The 24,949-nt window shown below is 31.6% G+C and carries 19 protein-coding genes; 8 read left to right on the forward strand and 11 right to left on the reverse strand.

Annotated features, from left to right (window positions below; all coding sequences use genetic code 11):
- Positions 1–40: 40 nt before the first annotated feature.
- The 8 genes from IF125_RS04040 to IF125_RS04075 form a co-directional block, all read right to left on the reverse strand.
- Complete coding sequence (locus IF125_RS04040) at positions 41–757, reverse strand: GLPGLI family protein (RefSeq protein WP_225541605.1); 717 nt, start codon at positions 755–757, stop codon at positions 41–43.
- 49 nt (positions 758–806) lie between these two features.
- Positions 807–1,565, reverse strand: coding sequence for a GLPGLI family protein (locus IF125_RS04045; RefSeq protein WP_171621657.1), 759 nt, complete (start codon positions 1,563–1,565; stop codon positions 807–809).
- Between the two features lie 52 nt (positions 1,566–1,617).
- Positions 1,618–2,643 carry a T9SS type A sorting domain-containing protein gene (locus IF125_RS04050; RefSeq protein WP_225541606.1) on the reverse strand — a complete coding sequence of 342 codons (1,026 nt, stop codon included), beginning with the start codon at positions 2,641–2,643 and terminating at the stop codon, positions 1,618–1,620.
- 298 nt (positions 2,644–2,941) lie between these two features.
- Positions 2,942–3,763, reverse strand: coding sequence for a hypothetical protein (locus IF125_RS04055; protein ID WP_225541607.1), 822 nt, complete (start codon positions 3,761–3,763; stop codon positions 2,942–2,944).
- A gap of 136 nt (positions 3,764–3,899) precedes the next feature.
- The gene (locus IF125_RS04060; RefSeq protein WP_225541608.1) at positions 3,900–7,076 is read right to left on the reverse strand and encodes an efflux RND transporter permease subunit; all 3,177 of its coding nucleotides are present in this window, start codon (positions 7,074–7,076) and stop codon (positions 3,900–3,902) included.
- A 12-nt stretch (positions 7,077–7,088) separates the two neighbouring features.
- Positions 7,089–8,159, reverse strand: a complete 1,071-nt coding sequence (locus IF125_RS04065; protein WP_225541609.1) for an efflux RND transporter periplasmic adaptor subunit — start codon at positions 8,157–8,159, stop codon at positions 7,089–7,091.
- A gap of 12 nt (positions 8,160–8,171) precedes the next feature.
- Entirely contained in the window at positions 8,172–9,485 is a 1,314-nt protein-coding gene (locus tag IF125_RS04070) for a TolC family protein (protein ID WP_225541610.1), read from the reverse strand.
- A gap of 4 nt (positions 9,486–9,489) precedes the next feature.
- Positions 9,490–10,083 (reverse strand): TetR/AcrR family transcriptional regulator, encoded by a 594-nt coding sequence (locus IF125_RS04075; RefSeq protein ID WP_225539017.1) that lies wholly within the window; start codon positions 10,081–10,083, stop codon positions 9,490–9,492.
- A 133-nt stretch (positions 10,084–10,216) separates the two neighbouring features.
- Between IF125_RS04075 and IF125_RS04080 the strand changes: the two genes are divergently transcribed.
- From IF125_RS04080 to dinB, 4 genes are all read left to right on the forward strand, one after another.
- On the forward strand, positions 10,217–11,194 hold the full coding sequence (locus IF125_RS04080) for a YpdA family putative bacillithiol disulfide reductase (protein ID WP_225541611.1): 978 nt from the start codon (positions 10,217–10,219) through the stop codon (positions 11,192–11,194).
- 39 nt (positions 11,195–11,233) lie between these two features.
- The gene (locus tag IF125_RS04085; RefSeq protein WP_225541612.1) at positions 11,234–11,938 is read left to right on the forward strand and encodes a class I SAM-dependent methyltransferase; all 705 of its coding nucleotides are present in this window, start codon (positions 11,234–11,236) and stop codon (positions 11,936–11,938) included.
- A gap of 145 nt (positions 11,939–12,083) precedes the next feature.
- Entirely contained in the window at positions 12,084–14,351 is a 2,268-nt protein-coding gene (locus IF125_RS04090; RefSeq protein ID WP_188320176.1) for a cation:proton antiporter domain-containing protein, read from the forward strand.
- A gap of 18 nt (positions 14,352–14,369) precedes the next feature.
- The gene (dinB, locus tag IF125_RS04095) at positions 14,370–15,449 is read left to right on the forward strand and encodes a DNA polymerase IV (protein ID WP_188320177.1); all 1,080 of its coding nucleotides are present in this window, start codon (positions 14,370–14,372) and stop codon (positions 15,447–15,449) included.
- Positions 15,450–15,586: 137 nt separating this feature from the next.
- Here dinB and IF125_RS04100 read toward each other — a convergent pair whose 3' ends face one another.
- The 3 genes from IF125_RS04100 to IF125_RS04110 are packed head-to-tail and all read right to left on the reverse strand — an operon-like array spanning position 15,587 to position 18,243.
- Complete coding sequence (locus IF125_RS04100; RefSeq protein WP_225541613.1) at positions 15,587–16,648, reverse strand: agmatine deiminase family protein; 1,062 nt, start codon at positions 16,646–16,648, stop codon at positions 15,587–15,589.
- A 6-nt stretch (positions 16,649–16,654) separates the two neighbouring features.
- A complete protein-coding gene (gene blaEBR / locus IF125_RS04105) occupies positions 16,655–17,359 on the reverse strand; it encodes an EBR family subclass B1 metallo-beta-lactamase (protein WP_171621645.1) in 705 nt (234 codons plus the stop codon).
- 8 nt (positions 17,360–17,367) lie between these two features.
- Positions 17,368–18,243, reverse strand: coding sequence for a carbon-nitrogen hydrolase (locus IF125_RS04110; protein WP_171621644.1), 876 nt, complete (start codon positions 18,241–18,243; stop codon positions 17,368–17,370).
- A 261-nt stretch (positions 18,244–18,504) separates the two neighbouring features.
- On the opposite strand from IF125_RS04110, the gene IF125_RS04115 reads away from it, so the two are divergent.
- The 4 genes from IF125_RS04115 (at position 18,505) to IF125_RS04130 (ending at position 24,943) form a co-directional block, all read left to right on the forward strand.
- Positions 18,505–19,149, forward strand: coding sequence for a DUF5715 family protein (locus tag IF125_RS04115; protein WP_225541614.1), 645 nt, complete (start codon positions 18,505–18,507; stop codon positions 19,147–19,149).
- Between the two features lie 43 nt (positions 19,150–19,192).
- A complete protein-coding gene (locus tag IF125_RS04120; protein WP_188318974.1) occupies positions 19,193–19,774 on the forward strand; it encodes a DUF5715 family protein in 582 nt (193 codons plus the stop codon).
- A gap of 168 nt (positions 19,775–19,942) precedes the next feature.
- Positions 19,943–21,496, forward strand: coding sequence for a calcineurin-like phosphoesterase C-terminal domain-containing protein (locus IF125_RS04125; RefSeq protein WP_225541615.1), 1,554 nt, complete (start codon positions 19,943–19,945; stop codon positions 21,494–21,496).
- 243 nt (positions 21,497–21,739) lie between these two features.
- Entirely contained in the window at positions 21,740–24,943 is a 3,204-nt protein-coding gene (locus IF125_RS04130; RefSeq protein ID WP_225541616.1) for a SusC/RagA family TonB-linked outer membrane protein, read from the forward strand.
- The last annotated feature ends 6 nt before the right edge of the window (positions 24,944–24,949 follow it).

Below are 24,949 nucleotides of genomic sequence, written 5' to 3' on the forward strand. Positions count from 1 at the left end.
AAAAAAAGGATTTCGAATGAAATCCTTTTTTGTTTTTTAATTATTGTTTAAATAATTCATTAAATTTTCTCTCCTCCTCTTTCATCATTTCATCAAATTCTACTTGAGTTATCGATTTCCCATTCGTAGGTTTTTCTATTTTCAATCTTTCATTTAATTCAACCTTTGTTGCTAAATAAATTTGTTTGTTTACAGAGTTTTCCTCTTTATTCGTCAAAATTAATTTTAGAATAATTCCTGGTAATCCTTCATAATTAGAAGGTCCGTTTCTATAGTTTAGTTTTGGTGCATACCAAGCTTCAACAAATGAATTTTCTGAAACTTGTAAAGTTGCTTTTTTAACATCGAACCCTAAAATTTTATCTTTATCTTTTCCTAATATCCAATTTTTGGTTGTTATAGAATCTATTATTAACATTTTTTTTCCGTTATAGTTAACTTGAGAAAGAGTTGATTTTTCAACTAAATTTTTATAATAAATTCCTCCTGGTCCACTTATAAAGGAAATTGACACTCCTGATCTACCCTGAGAGTTATCAATTCTATCTATTCTTTGGAAAAGTGATTCTTTATCAGAGCTTAATAACTCAAAATACAATCTATTTTCGTTACTGTTTTTTAATCGTTCTTTGACAACAGCATCTTTTGCATTTTCAATATCAAATTCATTTCGAAATTCGTATTCTATTTGTAATTTTTCTTGACAAAATGTATTTACAAAACACAATAACATTACAAATGAAAGTATATTTTTCATATAGATTCTTATTTTTTCTAATTTCTGTGGCTTTGAATAGTTAATTGAATTATAAATTATTTTCCCATTCAAATAATAATTCTATATCTATTCTTTCTCCTTTTGGGAATATAAAATTACTGTCTATTTTTCTTAATTTTTCTTTAACTCTTTCTGGCGTTTCAAATTTTAATTGTGGATATTCTTTGATGCTTTTTACAGCATACGTTTTATTTTCTAAAGGATTTTTTATTGTACTTACTTCTATCTTTTTCACTTCCTTTAATTGCCAAGAATATCTCCCGCTGTCTTCATTAACACTTACTATTGCGCCAGGAAGCCCATGCAATTTCCATGGTCCAACATTTACAGGAATATCTAATGTGTACCAAACTGTATAGTTTCGCCCTCTGAAAGTAGCAGTCGCTTTTTTAAGATTATAATCATTTTCTACTTTTGTTTCATTTGATAATTCCCATTTAATAGTTGGAATTTTTTCTGTAAAATTCATCATTTCAATATCAATCTGTTCTTGAATGACCATTTCTGATTTTTTGAAATTACTATAAATTAATTCATTATCAATCACCTTTTCTTCTATAACTACTGAAGTACTATTTTTTTCACTTTTTGCTTTTTCTTTTAGTTTAATTACCGTATATAAACTTACCTTATTAAGAACATCATATACTAATGTTGTGTTATATGTATTTGTTCTATTCAATATTGAAACATAATTATTAAACTGATAATCAAGTTGATAATTTTGTGCATATATAGAATTAGCAATACAAAATAAAACGATTAATAATAGTGGCTTTAATTTCATTTTTTTTTTATTTATTTTGTCCAGAACTAAAATAAGTTGACACTAAATCAACTTATTTTTTTAGAATTTGTTTTGTAGTAACATTTCCTTTATTGTCGATTAATTTTAAAATATAATTTCCTTTTGAGAAATTTCTAATATCGATTTTAGTTGTTATCGAAGATTGATGGATTAATTTTCCACTGATATCATAAATTTCTACTTTCGATAAAATATTATCCGATTTAATGTAAACAAAATCTGTCGTTGGATTTGGGTAAATTTCTACTGATGAATTATTAATATAATTCTCTGATGTAGATAATTTTGCATCTTTGATAATGACAATTTTATTGTCTGAAGTGTTAAATGCATAGCATCCTTTTCCACAGTTAATTATAGATCCTGTGTAACCAAAAGCTTGAGAAATTGGTAAATTATCAGCCAATAAAAATGTTTCGGCATTGAATCGTTTGAAAGAGATATTACCATTCCAATCGTAACTTGCAAAACATGCTTGATCTGTATTTTCATCGTAAACAACAGGTCCAGTTACATTAGGAAATTGACCTATAACAAATGGTTGAGTTGTTACATCTACAACTTTTCCGTCGTACGAATACATTTTGTTGTTAAAATAGCTAAAATTTAAGTTAAATCCTGATAAAACACTTCCCGAAAGACTTACATTTGAAACACCTCCGTTATTAACAGATAGTCTTCTTATCCCGTATTCTGTCGATTCGTTGTTATAACCGATTAAAGAATTTGCACTCGTAAACTCGATAACGTTACTTCCTGAATGACCTGGAGTTGTTGTAGGTCTCATTACATTATCATCGTAAATTGCTACTCCTCCATGTCTTGGTGTTACGGATTTATAACGTCGAGAAACCGCTATAGTATTGGCTTTACCTGGCATAACTTCTATATCCTCTACATAAAATGACCCCAGAAAAGAATCTGCTCCTAAACTAAATTGCAAATCTGCTTTTTGATTTGGAACATCAAATCTTCTAACGATAGAAGCTCCATCAAAACCTGCGTAAATATATTTACCATCATCAGAAATAGCCAAAACAGTAGGTTCACTTCCCATGAAAACAGTTTTTTCTAATTGAAAAGTTTCTAAATTCACAATTCCAATACTATTGCCATTTGATCCGTTTGCGCTGGAAATACTTGCATAGATTTTATTTGATACTTTGTCGTAAACAATATCATTTGCAGTTACATCAACTGTATATACGTTTAGTTGAGAAAAGCTACAAATAGATGTAGAGATAAATAAAAAGGATAAAAATTTTTTTTATAAGCAATTTTATCTTATACAATTAGTTGTTTTTAATTACTTCCAAATATATACTAAATAACTAATCATTTAACAAAAAAAGCAGTTATTCAACTGCTTCTTCTACTTCTTCATTCATATTATTTTCTAATTCACTTAAAGCTAAATTTAATGAAATCTCCGTGCAATACTTTGAACCTAAATCCAATCCTTTTTGAAGAAATTCTTCAGCTTTTTCTTTCTCGCCCGTAAAATAATAATAGTTATAAAACAATCCGTATCCATCTGGGTTTCCTAAATCAAGTACGCGTTGTGCCAATTGCTCTAACTCTTTATTGGATTCCAATTTCAACTCTTCTGTAGCTGATAAAGTCTCAAAAATACCACCTGATTGTTCAGCAAATTTATACGCAAATACTATTTTACAACTTTCGTCAAAACCATCTTTACAAAGTTTAGCATTTGCTTTTTCGTTTTCTTTTAACTTTCGATTCAAACCTTCTTCATCAAAATCAAACAAATAACTTGCATTATTTTTAAAATTAATGTCATAATTTTGAGCCATCCAACCTGCTCGTTGTGCTAATTTAGCCTCTGTTTGCGGTTTATTTTCGAAAGATTTTAGATTAGATTTGTATACTTTTTTATCAACCCAATCTGAAATTCCTTTTAATTGATTCTTTTCTTTTTTGAAGATAAAAACTGTTTTCTCTACAAAAATCACTACTGAATCGTTGCGCTCAAAAAACTCGTACCCTTCTTCGTCAAATTCAGTGATTGTTACTTTTCCTTTTCCATCAAATTTTAATGGATTGTATAATTCATCCTTTGACTTTGTTGTAAAAACACCTTCTAATGTATTGGTAACTTGTTGAGCAAAAAGAGTTGACACTGCAAAAAGAGCTGTCAAAAGAAATATCTTTTTCATTTATAAAATTCTCAAAATTAATAATTGAATCAAAAATAAAGTTTTTAAATTTTAGAAAACTCACTAATTATAGTTAAAATAAAAAAAGTCGCTCCAAAATAGAGCGACTTCAATTATTAAATATCGAATTGAATGATTATTCTTCCCATTCTTCTTTTATTTGGCGTGATTGATAATCAGCAACCATTTCTGCTTCATAATCAATTTTTTCTCCTTTTGAGAATCGTCTTATTGCACTATCAAATAAGGAGTAAACTACTGGTACAATGATTAATGTAAGGAATAATGACGAAACTAATCCACCAATAATTACCCATGCTAATCCGTTATTCATCTCTGCTCCTGCCCCTTCTGCTAAAGCGATTGGAATCATACCAAACACCATGGCAATGGTTGTCATTAAAATTGGACGAAGACGCGCATGATTGGCTTGTACCAATGCATCATGAGTTGTTTCTCCTGCTTCTTTCCTATGGTTTGTAAAATCGACCAATAAAATAGCATTCTTACACACTAAACCGATTAACATAATCATTCCGAGAATCGTAAAAATATTCAACGAATTATTCGTTAAAGCTAAAATCAAGAAAACTCCGATTAATGATAATGGAATAGAGAATAATACTACGAATGGATAAACAAATGATTCGTACAAGGCTACCATGACCAAATAAACTAAAATAATTGCAGCCAATAATGCGTAACCTAATGTACCAAAACCTTCGTCTTGCATTTCTTTGTCTCCACCCCAAACATATGAAACTCCTGTAGGTCGTTTGTTATCTATTTTGTTTAATTTTTCTGTAAATTCATTTATAATATCGCCTGAAGTACGACCAACAGCCTGAGATTGAACTGTAACAGAAGGTGTTTTATCACGACGTTCTAAGAAACTTGGTCCAGAACTTTGCGTCACTGTTGCAAATTGATCCAAACGAATTTGTTGACCTTTATCATTCACAAAAATCAAACTACGAACATCATCAATATTCGAACGATTGAAATCATTGTATTGAATATTAATGTCATATTCGTATTCACCTGCTCTAAATTTACCATCGGTATTTCCAGAAAAAGCCGTTTGCATGGTTAATCCAACCGTTTGCAAATTCAATCCTAATAGAGCCATTTTATCGCGGTCAACTTGGACATTAATTTCAGGATTTCCAGTTTCAGTTGTTAATTTCACTTCCGAAGAACCTTTGATTTGTTCTAATTCTTGTTTGGCTAATTCGGCAAATATCATTGCACTTTCTACATTAGATCCTGTGACCACCAAAGCAATAGGCGCTTCTTCTGCACTAACAATACCTACTGGAACGGTTTTTACTTTTACTCCAACCAATTCTTTTTCTAATTCACGCTTTATTTTTGCAGCATAAATAAACGAATTGTCTTCACGTTCTGATTTATCATTCAAAATAACATCAATTTCCGCTTTGTAAGCTGTTGCTTGTGCTGCTCCGAACCCTTCAGAACTTTGACCAACAGTTGTAATCATATCGACTACTTCTTTTTTATTGCGTAAAAATTTCTCTGCTTTTTGCGTAACAAAATTTGATTCTTCGATTGTTGCATCTTTAGGTAATTCCATTTGAACCAAGAATTCTCCTTTATCCGTTTTAGGAAAAAACTCATTCCCAACATATTTTCCTCCAATTAAAACGCCAACAACTGCAAACAAAACAACAAAAACTCCAACAAAAACTCCAATACGTCGAGTAGTCGTTTTAAGACACCACTCTAACATATCTGAAATGAAGTGTGTAAATTTTGTTAACTGTTTTTCGAACCAAAGAATAAATTTTTCGAAAATATTTTTTCCTGTAATATGCTCTAATTTTCCGAAACGAGAAGACAACCAAGGGACAATTGTAAATGACGATAACAAGGATAATAAGGTTGCTATAACAACTGTTACACAAAATTGTGCAATAATATTCGCTACCAAACCTGTACTCATCGCAATTGGTAAGAATACAACTACAATGACCAATGTAATGGCTGTTACTGTAAATCCGATTTCTTTTGAACCATCATAAGATGCTCTAATCTTCGATTTTCCCATTTCCATGTGACGGTAAATATTCTCTAAAACAACAATGGCATCATCCACCAAAATCCCTACAACAAGAGATAAACCAAGTAAAGACATCAAGTTTAGCGTATATCCCATCAAGTACATTCCGATAAACGTTGCAATTAACGAAGCTGGAATAGAAACCATTACAATAAAGGCATTTCGAATACTATGTAAAAACAAAAGCATTACAACTGCAACCAAAACAACTGCTAAAAGCAAATCGAAAATAACATGATTTGCAGCTGCTAATGTAAAGTCAGAAGTATCATTTACAATCTGAATTTTCAATCCTTCTTTCTTATAATCTGTTTCAACTTTTTGGATCGTCTCCTTCATTAATTCAGAAACCGCAACTGCATTTGCGTCAGACTGTTTTACAACCTGTACAATAATCGCTGAACTTTGATTAACGCGTGCTATTTTCTCAACTTCTTTTTGAGAATCTTGTACAAAAGCAACTTCTGATAAACGAACTTGAATTCCATTATTCGAAGAAATAACTAAATTATTTAATTCTTCTACCGATTTATATTTACCAGAAAGACGGATAATCGTTGAGTTTTCGCGTGTTTTTACACTTCCTGTTGGAAAATCTAAATTAGATGTCAAAATTGCTTGTTGAATTTGAGGTACAGATAAACCATAACCTTTCAATTTCAAAGGATCTAAACTGACTTGAATTTCACGTTCTTGACCACCAATCAAATTTATTTGTGCGACACCTGTCACACGAGACAAAACTGGTTCTATTTTTTTATCTAATAAATCGTACAAATCTTTTTCTGTCAACTTATCAGATGTCACACCGGCTGTAATAATCGGTAAATCACTTAACGAGAATTTCGTCAAAGAAGGTGGATCAACATCGTCTGGTAAATCTTTTTCGATTGCATTAATCTTACGTTGCGCATCATTCAATGCTAAATCTGCATTCGCGTCAGAATTCAACGTTACCATTACAACTGATAAACTTTCGTAGGATTTCGATTCTACTTTTTTTACATTTTCTAAGGCTGCAACAGCATCCTCTATCTTTTTGGTAACAGAGTTTTCAACTTCGTTTGGAGAAGCTCCAGGATAAATTGTTGAAATTGTTACGACATTCGTTTCAAATTTTGGGATTAATTCGTATCCCATCTGTGTGTAACTAAACAATCCTCCCAAGGTCAAAATCGTGAATAACACGATAATCATTGAGGGACGTTTAATTGATATTTCTGCTATTTTCATGGAAAAATTATCTTACTTTACAACTTTCACTTTCGTTCCATCTTTCAGATTAATCTGACCACTTGTCACAATTTCAGCTCCTTCTTTAACTCCACTGATAATTTCAACTTCAGTTCCTACCGTTTTTCCAATGACAACTTTCGTTAGTTTTGCGATATTATTTTCAACGACAAAAACTTGTCCAGAACTAATCCCATTTACAAAAGCATTGGCTGGGATAACCAAAACATTTTTCCCTGCATTAACATCATCTTTTGTGGAAAAAATTGCTGTTCCATACATACCAGCTTTTAATCCCGAATTATTCGAAACTTGAATTTCTACTGGAAAATTTAACGAAGCATCTGCTTTAGGCGCAATAAAAGAAATTTTTCCTTCAAATTCTTGAGCTGGAAAAACACTTGCTAACACTTTGATTGTTTGACCAACTTTTAAATTCACAACTTCAGCTTCTGTAACTGTAACTTGTAATTTTAATTTTGATACATTTACAATATCAAACATTTGTGAACCTGGTGCTACAACAGAACCTGGTTCGATGTAACGTTTATTAATTACACCAGAAATTGTTGCTTTTACATTGGTATCGCGCACACGTAAATTTTGAGCAGAAACAGCTGCTCTCGCATTTTTTAATTGTAAACGCGAGTGATCCAATTGTTGCTTTGTTACTCCGCCTGTTTTGTATGCATTTTCGTAACGCTCATTGTCCACTATAGCATTTTGTAAATTATTTTGTGCTTGTGTCACATCAACTTCAATTGCATCTTTTTTAATTGTTGCCAATGTTTGTCCAACAGAAACATAGCTCCCCTCATCAACCAAAACACGCACAATTCGTCCTGAAATTTCAGACGGGAAACTCATTTCTTGAAACGGTGCAAATGTTCCGTTTGATGTATAATCTGTATTCAAGCTTTCGTATTTCGCTTTGACAGTATTCACCACCACCTCATCGGCACTTTCATTTACAATCGCAACCTCTTCTTCTTGCTTCGCTTTGTTATTTTTGATGATGTAAACTGCTCCTCCAATCAAGCCAGCAGCAATTAATATATAAAGTAAAGTTTTTACTGATTTCATAAACCGGTTCTATTATTGAATTAATGTGTTTAAATCTCCTTTGGCTTTTATTAAAGCTATTTCGGCAATTTTATATTCTAATAAAGCATTTGAATAATTATTTCGAGCAGCTGTTAACGCATTTTCGGCATCTAATATTTCTGTCAAATTTGCCAAACCTTGCTGATAATTATTTTGTGTATTTGATAAAACTTTCTCAGCTAACATTACATTTTCTTCTTGAATATCAACACTTTTTAACGTATTTTCAATTTGAGCTTTAGCATTCTGATATTCTAAACTCAACCCCAGTTTCGTATCATTCATTTGTTGTTCAATATCGAGTAAATCAATTTCTGCTTGATTTATTTTAGCTTTTGTAGCTCCACCAGAAAAAATAGGAACTTTTACACTCAATCCAATTGAAGCTAAATCTGACCAAAAATAATCTTTAGACGTTAAAAATTTATCACCCATTCCTGCGACACCATAATTAGCTGCTAAACCAACGGTTGGATAAAGATTTGCACGTTCCGCATCTTTCGCAAAACCTAATAATTCTTTTTGTTTGGATAAAAGTTTGAACGCTGTTCTATTTTCGACTTCAACCTGATGATCTAATAAAACTAAATTTGGCGAAATTGTTTCTTCTTTCAAATAAATTGGCTCATCGATTGGATAACCCATATAAAATTTCAACGCATTTTTGTTGATTTCCACAGCATTTACCAATTGTTGACGTGAAGAGGATATATTATTTAATTGAACCACAATTCGATCCAAATCAATTGGTTTTGCCAATCCATTTTCCACCAAACTTTTAATAACATTGCGAACTTTATTCGTGTTCTCATAACTTTTATCAATCGTTTTTAATTTTTCTTCTTGAATGAAAACTTGATAATACGCATTTGCCACACGCTCTATAATTTGTTCCTCCGTTAACTCTGCATTGATTTGGTAAAATTCTCGTGTAGATTTCGCCGCTTTAAGTCCTGTAAAAACACGCTGATCAAATAATGTTTGATATACATTAACACCGATATTCGAAACCCAAGGCCTACTCATTTCACCCTTCATTTGTTGCCCCGCAAAGGACAAAACCATTTGCTGTAAAATTGGACTATACTGAATTGCGGCATCAGCACTCACTTGTGGCAAAGCTCCAGCTCTTGCTTCGTCTATTTTGAATTCCGCTTTTTTTATTGCTAAATCTGCTCGTTTTGCATCCGCTTTGTTTTCTAATGCAAATTTTATAGCATCTTTTAGTGCAATAATTTCTTGTGCATTTACGGTATTCATTACTGCTATAATCGCTATGGAAAGTAATAATTTGAACCTCTTCATCAATTTATTTCTTATTAAAAAGTGTATTGAGTATAATCTGTTTTCGATCCGAAAGAATTCGTTTAAAATCATCGTCACTTAATTTCAAGTCTAACTGAAGAAGTGGACGAATTGTAAACGGATAATTAATTAACGAAATCATATTCAATAAAAACTGAATTGGTTCCATTTTTTCTATTGTTCCTTTTTCCATTTCTTCTTCTAATCGTTCATAAAAAACTTGGACAACCTCATCCAAATTATCTTTCATTAATTTAGAACACATCGTCTTATTTTTATTCATTTCGGTTACGATATAGGTTTCCAAATAAGGGTATTTTATAGATGTAGCAATTGAATCTTCGATAAACTCTCCTATCATCTCTTTTATATCACGATTTCGATCTAAAATTGCACGCGATTTTTCATTACTCACAACTGTTGCTTCTTCATAAATAATGCTAATCAAATTGTTACGCGATCTAAAATAGTAATTGATCAACGTACGATTCACCTTCGCTTCATCCGCTATTTCTTGTGTAGTGGCATGAAATCTACCTTCACCAAAAAACATCCTTTTTGCTGTTTCTTTGATTAATTCTTCCGTATCATCTTTCATATCTATGTGCTATTTTATTTTTGACAAATTTGTCAAACAAAATTATTAATATATTTTGTTAATCCAAAAAGTTAAACATTATTTTTATAAAAATCGTGTGGATTACCGATTTGATTATCCGTAAATTTGCGCGATGAAAGAACAATATGATTTGATAATTGTCGGTGCTGGACCTATTGGTTTAGCTTGTGCAATAGAAGCGAAAAGAAACAATCTTTCTCATTTAATTTTAGAAAAAGGAGCCTTAACAAATAGTTTATACAATTATCCTTTGTACATGACTTTTTTTTCGACTGCAGAACGATTAGAAATTGGTGATATCCCATTCAATTGTATTGCACCAAAACCTGGTCGACAAGAAGCGTTGGAATACTACCGAAACATTCATAAGTATTTTAAATTTAATTTAAATCTTTATGAAGAAGTCTTAGCTATCACTAAAGTTGAAACTTCAAATTTTGAAATTAACACCTCAAAAAATAACTATTCTGCAAAAAATGTAGTGCTTGCAACTGGGTTTTATGACATCCCTAATATGATGCAAATAGAAGGCGAAGATTTGCCAAAAGTGCATCATTATTATAAAGAGGCGCATCCGTATTCTTTTCAGAATGTTGTCGTTGTTGGAGCAAATAATTCATCCGTAGATGCCGCTTTAGAATGTTACCGAAAGGGTGCAAATGTAACCATGGTAATTCGAGGAGATAGTTTTACAAATCGTTTAAAATATTGGGTTCGACCTGATATTGAAAATCGTATCACGGAAGGAAGTATCAAAGCATATTTCAACTCGAATATCACCTCTATCAATGAAAATCAGGTTAATATTAAAACACCACAAGGAGATATTTCAATAGAAAATGATACCGTTTTAGCATTAACGGGTTATCATCCTAACTTCAAATTTCTCGAAAATTGTGGAATTACATTAAGTGATGATGAATTAAAAACACCTACATATAATCCCGAAACAATGGAAACTAATGTAGATGGTTTATATTTGGCAGGAGTTGTTTGTGGAGGAATGTTGACGAATATTTGGTTTATCGAAAACTCGCGCATACATGCACAACAAATTGTGGAGGCTATTTTAGCAAAAAATAATGAATAAAATATTCTGAATAAAATCAGAACATAAAATACAAATTACATGAAAGACCTTTTCGGACAAGCAATTTTAGATTATCAAACTAATCAATCGCCCGAAGATTTGTATACTGAGACATCTATTTCAGAATTAGATGTTATGCCAATTGATTATCTCTTTCGAGGTTACGATGAGATGCCGGTTTTAGAACAAAAAGCGTTGGATTTAGCGAATGGAAAAGTCCTTGATGTTGGTTGTGGTGCGGGTTCTCATTCACTTTACTTACAAGAAAAAGAGAAAGAAGTTAGTGCAATTGATATTTCTCCCAAAGCAATAGAAGCCTGTTTATTGAGAGGTATCCAAAATGTAAAAGTTCAAAATTTTCTTGAATTAGATGAAACTGAAAAATTTGATACCATTTTATTTTTAATGAACGGAACAGGGATTTTTCAGAACCTTGTATTAATCAATGTATTCTTGGATAAAATAAAAAAAATATTGAACGAAAATGGTCAAGTTTTGATTGATGGAACGGATATTATTTACATGTTTGATGAAGATGAAGATGGCGGAAAATGGATTCCAAGCAATGGAAATTATTATGGCGAGTTAGATTTCACCGTTCATTATAAAGGCGAACAAGAAGAACCTATTCAGTGGTTGTATTTGGATTTTGACACGTTAAAAAATGCATGTGAATATCATCAACTATCTTGTACAAAAATCAAAACTGATGGTGATTCTTATTTAGCAAAAATATCATTATAAACAATTCAAACTATCAAAATACAAACTCACTAATTCATCAGAATTAGTGAGTTTTTTTTATTATTAGAAATTAATATTTAATCGATTATTAAGCAGTATTTTATCCATTAAAAAACATTATATTAGTAAAAATTAAACGCAATTTATGGAAGAACACTTGCCAAAACTCATTATTGATTTAGGATTAATTCTTTGTGTTGGTGCTGTGACAACGCTTATTTTTAAACGCATCAATCAACCACTTGTCTTGGGCTATATTATTGCAGGTTTTTTGGTTGGGCCACATTTCGAATATATTCCTACAGTTGCAGAAGAACATAACGTTGAAATTTGGGCAAAAATTGGTGTGATATTTTTACTTTTTAGTCTTGGACTCGAATTTAGTTTCAAAAAATTACTCAACGTTGGTGGATCAGCTTCCGTCACAGCAATTGTCGAAATTGTATGTATTGTAACTGTTGGTTATTTTGTTGGGCGATTAATGAACTGGTCAACAATGGACAGTATTTTTCTTGGTGGTTTATTAGCAAGTTCTTCTACAACAATTATTATCAGAGCGTTTGAAGAATTAGGTTTGAAACGAAAAAAGTTTGCAAATGTCGTTTTCGGAATTCTGATTGTAGAAGATATTGTTGTCATTTTATTAATGGTTATGCTTTCTACAATGGCCGTTAGCCAACATTTTGACGGAAGCGATTTGATCAATTCTTTTGTTAAATTAGGATTCTTTTTAGCAATATGGTTTATTGGTGGAATTTTTATCATTCCTACCTTTTTACGTTCAATCAAAAATTATTTAGATGACGAAACTTTATTAATTATTTCAATTGGATTATGTCTTGGAATGGTTTATATCGCAGATAGATCAGGTTTTTCGATAGAATTAGGTGCTTTCGTAATGGGATCTATTTTAGCAGAAACTATTTATGCTGAAAAAATCGAACTTAATTTTCAATCCGTAAAAAATCTTTTCGCTACAATATTTTTCATTTCAATCGGAATGATGATCGACCCTGTTTCGATGTACGAACATAAATGGTCAATTTTAATTGTGACATTGTTGACTATTTTCGGAAAATTAATTTTCACTACTTTAGGTGCAATCCTTTCGGGACAACCCTTAAAACAATCTGTTCAAGTAGGGATGAGTATGGCTCAAATTGGAGAGTTTGCCTTTATTGTTGCTGGTTTAGGACTTTCTCTTGGTGTTACAAGTGATTTTCTGTTTCCTGTAGCTGTTGGTGTTTCTGCTATAACAACGTTTACAACTCCATATTTAATCAAATCTTCGGACAAAGTTTATTTAATTTTAGAGAAAATCTTACCTCAAAAATTTATAATTGGAATTGAAAAATATTCAACAGATACGCAACATATTCAAAATGAAAATAAATGGAATAAAATTATTAAGCAAACGTTCAGTACAATTTTTATCAATGGAATAATTATTATTGCAATTACACTTATTATAAAAAGCTATTTTTTACTCTTTTTAATGGATTGGTTTACGTATTTTGGAGCAAGTTTAGTTAGTCTTATTCTAACTTTTGTATTATGTATTCCTTTTATTTGGGCAATTATTGGCTATCGTCCTAAGAGAGAAATTATACGCGAATTTTGGGATGAATCTAACTATAATCGCGCTCCCATCATTGCAATTATTTTTATTCGATTAGTGTTGGTTATTGTTGCTGTTATTTTTATTTACAATCAATTTTTAACCAGTACACTTGCTTCTATTATTTTAGCAATTGGTTTATTGATTATGATGTATTTTTTGTCAAAATATTTCAATCAATTCTATAATTATATTCAAACAAAATTTATTTATAATTTAAATGAACGAGAAATTTTAAGCAAAAGAATTCAAGAAAAAAAGAAGAAAGAGAAGTTTCAATATACATGGGATAATACACATATTTCGGATATGATTGTTCCACAAAATGCAAACTTTGTTGGTGTTCGATTAGGAGAATTAGATTGGCGAACAAAATTTCAGATTAATATAGCTTATATCAAACGAGGAGATAGAATTATACAAACACCAAATTCTGAATCTGTTTTATATCCTTTTGATAAAATTGGGATTATTGGAACAGATGAATATATTCAACGATTTGAAAAATATTTGGACATTATTGGAGAAACACCTTCAGAAAATAATGATTTAAAAAATACTGATAATTTTACATTGGATAAAGTCGTAATTCCTTCAGATTTTTGTGCATTGGAGCACAAGACAATTGGTTGGGTGAAAGATACTGCAAAAGGAATTGTTGTTTCTATAGAACGAAATGGTAAAATGATTCATAATCCCGATCGAAATGTTGCCATCGAATTAGGTGACTATTTAACGATTGTTGCGGATAAAAAAAACTTAAAAAAATTTATTCAAACCTACCATTTAAAATAAAGCGAGTAATTTTGCAAGATGCAGCGTAAGATTATTCATATCGATATGGACGCATTTTTTGCTTCTGTTGAACAGCGAGATTTTCCAGAATTAAGAGGAAAATGCATTGCTGTCGGCGGAAATGAAGAACGTGGAGTTATTGCGACTGCAAGCTACGAAGCCAGAAAATATGGAGTTGGTTCTGCAATGTCTTCTGTGGTTGCAAAACGAAAATGTCCTCATTTAATTTTTGTTAAACCTCGATTTCAAGTTTATAAAGAAGTTTCAAATCAAATTCGTGAAATATTTCTTGAATACACCGATTTGGTTGAACCATTATCGTTAGACGAAGCATTTTTGGATGTTACACAAAATCATAAAAACATTGATATTGCAACGGAAATTGCGAATGAAATTAAACAAAAAATCAAACAACGAACAAATCTAACTGCTTCTGCTGGTGTTTCTTTTAATAAATTTTTAGCTAAAATTGCTTCTGATTACAACAAACCTGATGGACTATTTGTGATTACGCCAAAAATGGCTGAAGGTTTTATTGAACAACTTCCGATCAAAAAATTTCATGGAATAGGAAAAGTGACCGCAGAACGAATGCGCATGATGGGAATACATACAGGTTTGGATTTAAAAAAAATTGATTTAGAAAAACTCTTACGAGAATTTGGTAAATCGGGGCAATACTATTATAATATTGTAAGAGGATTAGATTTGAGGGAAGTTAATCCGACCAGAATTCGAAAATCATCAGGCTCTGAAACTACATTTAATAAAGATTTGGAGAATTTAGAGGAGTTACAAGTTGCTTTATTTCCGTTAATAGAAGACGTTTGGAATTGGTCACTAAAAACAGTTGTTTACGGAAGAACAATTACGATAAAAATAAAATACAGTGATTTTACAGTTTCAACTAAAAGTAGATCTGCTTCATTTTCAATAAAAAATAAAAACCTTTTCGATCAAATCTGTTATGATTTATTGGCAGAAGGATATTCATCCGACAAAACTGTTCGGTTATTAGGAGTATCAATTTCTAACCTTGAGAATAACCATAAAAAAATCGGAACTCAACTTGAAATTCCTTTTAAAGAAATTTTCTAATTAACCTTTTTTATTTTACATTTCCGAAATAATAAAATAAAACAAACTGATTTATAATTACTTAAACAAAAATCAATCGTATAAAAAAAGCTGAGTTAAAAAACTCAGCTTTATAGTTTATTCTAAAATTTATTCTTTTAAACTTTAGGTTCTTGTTGACTCAAACAATGAAAAGATCCTAATCCCCAAATAATATCTGTAGAATCAATTCCTACAACTTGACGATTTGGAAAACATTTCTGAATAATGTCTAATGCAATTGCATCCTTTGCACAACGATAGGTTGGTACAATAACCGATTTATTTGCAATATAGAAATTTGCATACGAAGCAGGTAAACGCTCACCTTCGCAATAAACAGCATCTGGCATAGGAATTTCGATAATATTTAAAGGACGACCATCTGCTAATTTCATTTCTTGTAATTGACGAAGATTTACTTGTAATAATTCGTAATTATCATCCGTTTCATCTGTCTCAACAACTGCCAAAACAGTATCTTCGTTTACAAAACGAATGGTATCATCAATATGTCCATCTGTATCATCACCAACAATACCGTCTTCAACCCAAAGGATTTGCGAAACTCCGTAATAATTACGTAAGAACTCTTCAATTTGTTCTTGATTATACGTTGGGTTACGATTTTTATTTAATAAACAAGATTTTGATGTCATCAATGTCTCTTTTCCATTAAACTCAACCGCTCCACCTTCCATAATAATTCCTGGATGAAAAACAGGTAGATTGAAAGTTGCTCCAATTTTTGTAGGTACGACATCATCATTATCAAATGGTGGATATTTCCCTCCCCAAGCATTAAATCCCCAATCTACAATTACTTTTGGGTGATCTGTATTATTTCTATTCAACAAGAAAGCAGGGCCATGATCTCGACACCATGCATCATTTGTTTCGTTAAAATAAAATTCAATTTGTGCTAAATCTGCATTTGTTTTTTCGATAAAAGACAAAGCAAATGTTTTCATTTCTTCATCTTTTACATTGATACGAACTTTTTCACCTTTTGTTAGCTCGGCGATAAATTCAGCATATGCAGGATAAATCAAATGAATTCTATCTGGCCAAGATTCTTCTTTATGCGGCCAAGATAACCAAGTTGCTTCATGTTCTTCCCATTCAGCAGGAAAACGATATCCTAAATCTTTAGGAAATTGAGTTGTATCTATAGTGTTCAATTTTTGTTATTTTTCTAAAAGTTTAAACGTATTTTCTATATGCCCATTTGCTTTCCAATTATCATGACCTGGAATAACTTGGTTAATTTTTGGATGTTTCGTTACTAATTTCTGAACTGTTTTTGGCCATTCAGTAACATTAGCTTCACCAATATAACCTAAATTTTTTGCATCTGCTCCTTTGATCAAACAACCTCCATTCAAAACCTTATATTTCGGAAACCAAACCACAAGATTATCTGCTGTATGACCTTGTCCAAAATATTCGATGACAAATTTTTCTTTACCAAATCTATAGGTTTTACCTAATTCTATTTCAAATTTCGAAGTTGCTTTGCCTTCCTTTTTTAAAATAGAATTTGTGAAAGATGAAGCGTATGTTGGGATATTCAAATCATTATAAAAGCTCAAATCTCCTGCTCTATCTTCGTGTGAATGTGTGACAAAAACAGCAATAACTGGTAAATGATATTTCTCTAATACAAGATCATTCATTGTTTGATACTGAGATTTTTGCCAAGGAACGTCAAACAGAACAATTCCTTTATCAGTGATCAAAAACATTCCATTCGCATTATAATCAATGCCTTGAAATGAATTAAACGTTTGATAAACATAAAGATGAGAATTAATAGGATCTATTTGAATTGGTTTTATTTGACCAAATGCAAACGATCCAATCAATGTGACAAGAGAAAATACTTTTTTCATGAATTATCTTAATCTTCGTCTAAAAAACGTTTTGTAATAGGCTGATATGAATCGATACGACGATCTCTTAAAAAAGGCCAATGTTTGCGGAAAAAGTCAGATTCGTTCAAATCTAATTCGACCACTTCCGTTTCTTCATTTTCATGAGATGCCAAATACAACAATTTCCCTTGAGCGTTTGTTGCGAAAGATCCTCCCCAGAATTTCATTGCACCATCTTGCTCGAAACCAACACGATTTACCGAAATAACAGGAACACCATTTGCTACAGCATGTGAACGCTGAATAGTTTGCCAAGCGTTGTATTGATCTACGTTTGTTTCTTCGTCCTGATCAGTTGCCCAACCAATTGCTGTTGGATAAAATAAAATTTCGGCACCTTTAAGAGCTGTTATACGAGCTGCTTCTGGATACCATTGATCCCAACAAATTAAAACACCAATTTTACCAAATTTAGTCTCAAAAACTTTGTAACCTAAATCACCTGGAGTAAAGTAAAATTTTTCATAAAAGGCTGGATCATCTGGAATATGCATTTTGCGGTATTTTCCTAAATATTCGCCATCAGCATCTAAAATTGCAGTGGTGTTGTGGTATAAACCTTGTGCACGTTTCTCAAATAAAGAAGCAATAATTACCACGCCTAATTCTTTTGCTACTACTGATAACGCATCTGTTGATGGACCAGGAATCGTTTCTGCTAAATCGAAGTTATCATAATCTTCGACATCACAAAAATATAATGAGGTAAACAATTCTTGCAAACAAACAATTTGAGCGCCTTTTGCAGCTGCAACTTTTACTTGTTCGATTGCTTTGTTTAAATTTTCTTGTTTGTTATTAGTACAAGTCATTTGTACCATTCCAACTTTAACTTTTGCCATTTGATAAATAGGTCTAAAAATAAAAATGAATAATAAATACAAAAATAAGGAAATAAGTAGGATATCATGTATTTGTCTTCATTTTTAAGGATATTTTATATAGAAAGAGAAATAAATCAATTCCCTCTAAACTTATCTAATAATGCCAATTAGAGAACTTATTTAAGATAATTTTAAAGAAAATTTACCTAAACATTATAATTTTTAACAAGTCTTTATTAAACTGTAACTTTTAATTTTGTGACGTAATAAATTTAAAAAATGAAAAAATTAATTGCTCTTTCTTGCCTTTTTAGCGGAATTTACCTATCTGCTCAAAGTCAAGAAAGTTATTTATTAGCAGAAAACACTGCGTCTTCAACTACTTCTATCACAACAAAAAAAGTGACCTATAGCGATCATTTAATCGCTGCCAAGTCCTTCAATGTTTCGCTTGTAAAGAGTTTTAGTGATATTGATGAATTAGTGAGTACAAAAAAATTAGTTGCAATTCCTGAAGAAGGAAATGGTTACACAATCGAAAAATTAACTCATAGCAAAGCTTTTTTAAATACTAAAGCAAAAACTATTTTAGAAAAAATTGCTTCAAAATTTTTGGATGAAAACAATGCAACTATTGCGGTAACTTCTCTCACTCGATCAGAGGAAAGTCAAGCAAGTTTGAGACGAGTTAATAGCAATGCTGCAAAAGGAGAAAGCACACACAATTATGGTGCATCGTTCGATTTATCTTATACAAAATTCAATAATAAATATACGTACAGTAAAACACATCGCGACAACTTAGAAGCTATTCTAAAACAATTGCAAGATGAAGGAAAAATTTACTACATAAAAGAGTATAGACAACGTTGTTTTCATGTAACCGTTCGAAATCCAGAACAATTTAAATCGACAACCATGTAATTTATTAAAGTTCTTTTCTATTTTTGTAAGAGAGGATAAAATCATGAAACAATTTTTAATAGCGTTTTTTGTTTCCTATTCTTTTATTGGTTATGCTCAAAAGCGAGTAGTCATAGAACCTTCAAAAGAATATGTTCAACATCTGAATGCAGCAAAATCTCATAAACTTGACTTAATAGATGGAGATAAGATGTTAAATAAATACATCAACCAAGGTAAATTAGTCAAAATAAAACAACGTGGTTATGGGTGGCGTGTAGGCGACCTAACGCATAGCCATTCTTACCTTGTCCCAAAAGGTCGAGATATTTTGAGCAGTATTGCAAGGGATTTTGTAAAGACAACTGGACAAAATTTTTTTGTAGTTACTTCGATGACAAGAACTTTACATGATCAAAATCGATTGAGAGGAATCAATAAAAACGCATCATCCAACGACAGTTCGCATAATTTTGGTGCAGCTTTTGACATTTCTTATGTTAGATTTAATCATAAAATAAGTTCAAACGCTAAACTTGAAAAAGAATTAGAACAAATCCTAAAAACCTATGTCAAATTAGGTAAAATATATTACGTCAAAGAATCTAAAATTAAATGTTATCATATTATCGTTCGGAATTATTAATTCTGAACGATTTTTTATTTTAACTATTCACAACCTTCATAATCCCCTATATAAAGATTTTAACTACAACTTATTTTTTACCATAATTTAATCTTTACTTATTATTGTGTTAATCCAAAACAACTAATAAATACTGAATTTTGCAGCATTACAAAACAAATTCACATCATGAAAAAAATAGTTTTATCGCTGGTATTTTTAGGAGGATTATTCACTTCTGTTCACGCCCAACAAATTGCAAAAGGAATCGTTTACGAAGATAAAAATCAAAACAATAAATTTGATAAATCTGAAAAACGCTTAGCTAACGTTCAAGTTAGTAACGGAAAACAGGTTGTTTCGACAAATGAAAAGGGAGAATATAACATTGAAATAGATGATGAAACCATTTTATTTGTTGTAAAACCTAACAATTATAAAGTTCCGACAAACGAATTTAACCAACCTCAATTTTTTTATATTAACAAACCAAACGGTTCGCCTCAATTAGAATTTGCAGGATCTGCACCAACTGGTAAAACGCCAAAAAGCATAGATTTCGCATTAATCCCGACACAAGAAAACGATAAATTTTCAGCTGTCATATTTGGAGATCCACAAGCTTACACACAAGAAGAAATCGAGTATTTTTCGAAAGGAATTATTGATGATGTAAAAGGAATCAAAGGAATGGAATTTGGGATTTCGTTGGGGGATTTAGTAGGCGATGATTTAGATCTTCATCCACCTTATATCAAGGCTGTATCGAAAGTTGGTTTGCCATGGTACAATGTAATGGGAAACCATGACATGAATTATGATGCAAAAGAAGATCGATATTCTGATGAAACATATGAGAAAAATTTTGGCCCAAACAACTATTCTTATACGATAGGTAAAGCGCATTTTATAGTGTTAGATGATATTTTGTATCCAGATCCTCGTGATGGAAAAAGTTATTGGGGAGGATTTCGTTCTGATCAATTAGAATTTATCAAAAATGATTTAAAATTTGTTCCAAAAGATCACTTAATCGTTTTAGCCTTTCATATTCCTTTACGAAATATACGTCCTGAGGATAGAAATCAATTATTCGGCTTGTTGAAAGAATACCCAAATACGGTTTCAATGTCAGCACATACGCACTATCAAGAGCAAATTTATTATGCAAATAATGATGGTTGGCAACAAGAAAAACCTCATCATGAATATAATGTTGGAACTACTTCGGGCGATTGGTATTCTGGTCCAAAAGATGCAAAAGGAGTGCCGACTTCTACTATGCGAGATGGAACGCCAAAAGGTTATGCATTTTTACATGTAGATGGCAATCAATATAAATTTGACTATAAGGTAGCAAATGATAAAAAAGAGCGTCAAATAGATTTGTATCATACCCAAAAAGTAAAAGAAGGAAAGCGTAATCGTACGTTTCTTTATGCTAACTTTTTTATGGGACACGAATCGAATACGGTTGAATATAGAGTGAATAATGGTGAATGGAAAAAAATGAAGTGGGATCCGACGGTTGATTATAATTACATGGAAACAATTGTAAGAATTGATAAGGCCGAAATTACTAATATAGGAAATAGACCTTCTGCTCCAGAAATTTCAACACATATTTGGTCGGTTCGTTTACCTAATAAATTACAAGTTGGCACACATCAAATAGAAGTTCGTGCAACAGATTTATACGGAAACACATTCATAGAAAAATCTTCTTTTGAAGTAATTAAATAACAAGTCTTTAGATATCTTGATAAGCCGCTTCGTTTGGAGTGGCTTTTTTTGATAAAAAACATGAAATTTATTTACGTTAAATTAAAATCAACAAACCTTTACTTCAATGTAAAAACATCTTCAAACCCTCTATTTTAGTAATGTTAACTTAAAAATCTCTTAATCCTAAGTTAAACAACTTCACAAATAGATGAATTAGTTTTGTTAAAATTTTTAACACATAAACAATTTATTTCCATAGATATGAAGCAATTAAAATTACCACTACTCCTACTTGGTGGATTTTTAAGTTTACACGCCAATGCTAAAACTTACGATAATACAATTTCTCATCTATCTATTTCGCACTATCAAAATCCAATAAAAGGTCAAATCGTTGATCAAAATGGGTTTGGTTTAGCTGATGTAGAGATAATCATCAAAGGAACTTCATACAAAACATTTACAGATGAAAATGGTTTTTTTGAATTTTTAGCGACAAATGTTGCACAGCCAACTTTAATCATTAATTCTTCTCAACACAAATATGTCGAATATTCGCCAAAAGATAGTTCTCAAGTAAAAGTAACTTTACAAGAAGAAGCCAATCAATTGAATGAGGTTATTGTAACGGCTTTGGGAATAAAACGTGAACAAAAAAAATTAGGATTTGCGCAACAAAATATAAGTTCGGAGGAACTTGCTACCGCGGAAGCAAATAACTGGTCTTCTGGATTAAAAGGAAAAGTTGCTGGTCTAAATATTATTTCGGGTGGTAATGGACCAATTAATTCACAACAAATTATTTTACGTGGAGCAAACTCTATTGATCAATCAAAAAACTATGCATTAATAGTAATTGATGGCGTTCCGATGAGTACTGAAATGACATCATCTGGAAATAGCACTGCTTATATGGGTGATGATTCTCCGATTGATTTTGGAAATGGAATTTCTGATATTAACCAATCTGACATCGAAAGTGTAACTGTTTTAAAAGGACCTGCCGCTGCTGCCTTATATGGAAACAAAGCTGCAAATGGAGCTTTAATCATCACAACTAAATCTGGTAAAAAAGGAAAAAAATTAGGCTTAGAATATAAATCAACTGTTGCAATAGATGTTATAAATAATTGGCCAGATTTTCAATACGAATATGGACAAGGAGCGGGAAAAAGTTTTGACAAAAATGGTAATCCATATTACTCGTACCAAGCTTCTGAGGATGGACCAAACACAGGAAGTACATCATCTGCTTTTGGACCAAAATTTGATGGTCAATATTTCTATCAATACGATCCAAATTTAGAAAAACAAGGCCTTGAACGAACGCTGTGGCGTCCATACAAAGACAACAGAAAAAGTTTTTGGGAAACAGGTTTTACGTTTAGCAATGCTGTAACTCTTTCGGGTGGTGATGACAAAGGAAGTATTAGAGCTTCTATTGGACATCAAAAAAATAGTTGGATTATGCCAAATACAGGCTACGAAAACTACACCGCTGCAATAAATGGTAATTATCAAGTAAGTGATCGCATCAAAGTATCGACTGCATTAAACTATACTCGTAAAACGAGTGACAACTTACCAGGAACGGGTTACAACAATGGTTCGATTGCATATTTCATGATTTTTCAAAATCCAAACGTAGATTTGAATTGGTACAAACCAATTTGGAAAAATAATTATGATGGTGTAAAAATAATTCGTCCTTTTAGTTCGTATATGGATAATCCTTACGCAATTGCTTACGAAGCGGTTAATCCTATGAGTAGCAATCAACTTGTCGGAAATATTAGAGCTGATTTCAAGTTGAGTAACAAGTTAAGTTTAATGTTACGTCCTGCCATTAATACCTATACACAATTGCGCGAACAAAAACGTCCGTTTGATATGAATCGTACCCCAAATGGATATTACAAAAGACAAGATATTTCTAAGACAGAAACAAATATCGATTTCTTAATGAACTATACAGATAAGTGGGGTGATTTCGGTTTCAGTGCGAATGTTGGAGGTAATAGAAAAAATTATGAATACAGAAATTTAACCGCATGGGTTGATGGATTAGCATCGCCTGGAGTGTACAAACTCGCAAATGGCTTAACTTCTCCTTTTGCAAGAACGTATGATTCAAATTTAAAAGAAAATTCATTATATGGAATGGCATCTTTTGGTTGGAAAGACATGATATTTGTCGATATCACAGGTCGTAATGATTGGAACTCTTCTGTAGCATTAAAATACAGTTCTTTCTTTTATCCTTCTGTTTCATCAAGTTTTATTTTATCAGATCTATTCAAAATAAAAGGACCTGTCAACTATTTAAAATATCGATTATCATTTGCGAAAGTTGGTAACGGAGGTACAACAGGATGGACAAGTAGATATTATAGTCAAAGCGATTTTGCTGGATCTGCAGTTGTTCCAGGAAGATTATTCAATCCAGATATCAAACCAGAATCTACTACATCTTGGGAAACTGGTTTTGAAACATTATTATTCAAGAAAAGATTAAGTATAGATTTTACACTTTACCAACAAAGTACAAAAAATCAAATCTTCGAATTACCAAATGATATCACAACTGGATACTCGAAAAGAGTTGTAAATGGTGGTGAAATTGAAAACCGAGGAATTGAGTTAGCTGCTTCATACACACCAATTAAAACAAATGATTTCAGCTGGAAAATGACTGGAACTTGGACTAAAAATGAAAACACAGTAAAATCTTTGGTAGAAGGAATTGAGGATGATCAAATGATTTTAGGACAATCAGGAACGGTTTATCAAATTGCGAAAATCGGAGGTTCTTCTACTGCTTTGTATGGAGAAAAATTTGTTCGCAATGAAGCTGGACAAATTATCTATGATGCAAAAACTGGTGTTCCAATCAAAAATGGACTGAATGAATATGTTGGTGACGCTACACCAAAATGGAGAGCAGGATTCACAAACGAAATCAAATTTAAAACATTCCGTTTCAGTTTTACTTTAGATGGTCAATATGGTGGAATTGTTTATTCTCAAACATATCACAAAATGATGGAACAAGGAAAATTAGCTGATTCTTTACCAGGTCGAGAAGATGGTTTTATTATTGGTGATGGAGTAGTTTTAAACCCTGATGGTACTTATTCTCAGAATACAACAAAAACTGATGTAGCGACTTATTATAAAGAATATAACCGAAGAGCAAACGTCGAATCTAATTCTTTCGATGCTTCATATTTAAAATTAAGAGATGTTAGTTTAACGTTCGATTTTCCTAAACGATTATTATCTAAAACAGGTTTAGAAGCTTTATCTCTAACTGTATATGGCCGCGATTTATTTACTATTAGTGATTTCCCTTTATACGACCCTGAAACAGCATCATTAAACGGAAGTACATATGTTCCTGGAGTTGAAATGGGACAAATGCCTTCAACTGCAACGTACGGAATTACATTAAAAGCTTCGTTATAATTTACA

Origin of the sequence: Empedobacter stercoris (assembly GCF_020281205.1) — a bacterium.
Classification (GTDB): Bacteria; Bacteroidota; Bacteroidia; order Flavobacteriales; family Weeksellaceae; genus Empedobacter; species Empedobacter stercoris.

What these genes read in the sequence shown, in the direction of transcription:
- IF125_RS04120 (WP_188318974.1), top strand. Translation starts at nt 19,193, where the DNA reads ATGAAACAATTTTTAATAGCGTTTTTTGTTTCCTATTCTTTTATTGGT.
- blaEBR (WP_171621645.1), bottom strand. Translation starts at nt 17,359, where the DNA reads ATGAAAAAAGTATTTTCTCTTGTCACATTGATTGGATCGTTTGCATTT.
- IF125_RS04125 (WP_225541615.1), top strand. Translation starts at nt 19,943, where the DNA reads ATGAAAAAAATAGTTTTATCGCTGGTATTTTTAGGAGGATTATTCACT.
- IF125_RS04130 (WP_225541616.1), top strand. Translation starts at nt 21,740, where the DNA reads ATGAAGCAATTAAAATTACCACTACTCCTACTTGGTGGATTTTTAAGT.
- IF125_RS04070 (WP_225541610.1), bottom strand. Translation starts at nt 9,485, where the DNA reads ATGAAGAGGTTCAAATTATTACTTTCCATAGCGATTATAGCAGTAATG.
- IF125_RS04115 (WP_225541614.1), top strand. Translation starts at nt 18,505, where the DNA reads ATGAAAAAATTAATTGCTCTTTCTTGCCTTTTTAGCGGAATTTACCTA.
- IF125_RS04050 (WP_225541606.1), bottom strand. Translation starts at nt 2,643, where the DNA reads ATGGGAAGTGAACCTACTGTTTTGGCTATTTCTGATGATGGTAAATAT.
- IF125_RS04065 (WP_225541609.1), bottom strand. Translation starts at nt 8,159, where the DNA reads ATGAAATCAGTAAAAACTTTACTTTATATATTAATTGCTGCTGGCTTG.
- IF125_RS04090 (WP_188320176.1), top strand. Translation starts at nt 12,084, where the DNA reads ATGGAAGAACACTTGCCAAAACTCATTATTGATTTAGGATTAATTCTT.
- dinB (WP_188320177.1), top strand. Translation starts at nt 14,370, where the DNA reads ATGCAGCGTAAGATTATTCATATCGATATGGACGCATTTTTTGCTTCT.
- IF125_RS04085 (WP_225541612.1), top strand. Translation starts at nt 11,234, where the DNA reads ATGAAAGACCTTTTCGGACAAGCAATTTTAGATTATCAAACTAATCAA.
- IF125_RS04055 (WP_225541607.1), bottom strand. Translation starts at nt 3,763, where the DNA reads ATGAAAAAGATATTTCTTTTGACAGCTCTTTTTGCAGTGTCAACTCTT.
- IF125_RS04060 (WP_225541608.1), bottom strand. Translation starts at nt 7,076, where the DNA reads ATGAAAATAGCAGAAATATCAATTAAACGTCCCTCAATGATTATCGTG.
- IF125_RS04075 (WP_225539017.1), bottom strand. Translation starts at nt 10,083, where the DNA reads ATGAAAGATGATACGGAAGAATTAATCAAAGAAACAGCAAAAAGGATG.
- IF125_RS04045 (WP_171621657.1), bottom strand. Translation starts at nt 1,565, where the DNA reads ATGAAATTAAAGCCACTATTATTAATCGTTTTATTTTGTATTGCTAAT.
- IF125_RS04040 (WP_225541605.1), bottom strand. Translation starts at nt 757, where the DNA reads ATGAAAAATATACTTTCATTTGTAATGTTATTGTGTTTTGTAAATACA.
- IF125_RS04110 (WP_171621644.1), bottom strand. Translation starts at nt 18,243, where the DNA reads ATGGCAAAAGTTAAAGTTGGAATGGTACAAATGACTTGTACTAATAAC.
- IF125_RS04080 (WP_225541611.1), top strand. Translation starts at nt 10,217, where the DNA reads ATGAAAGAACAATATGATTTGATAATTGTCGGTGCTGGACCTATTGGT.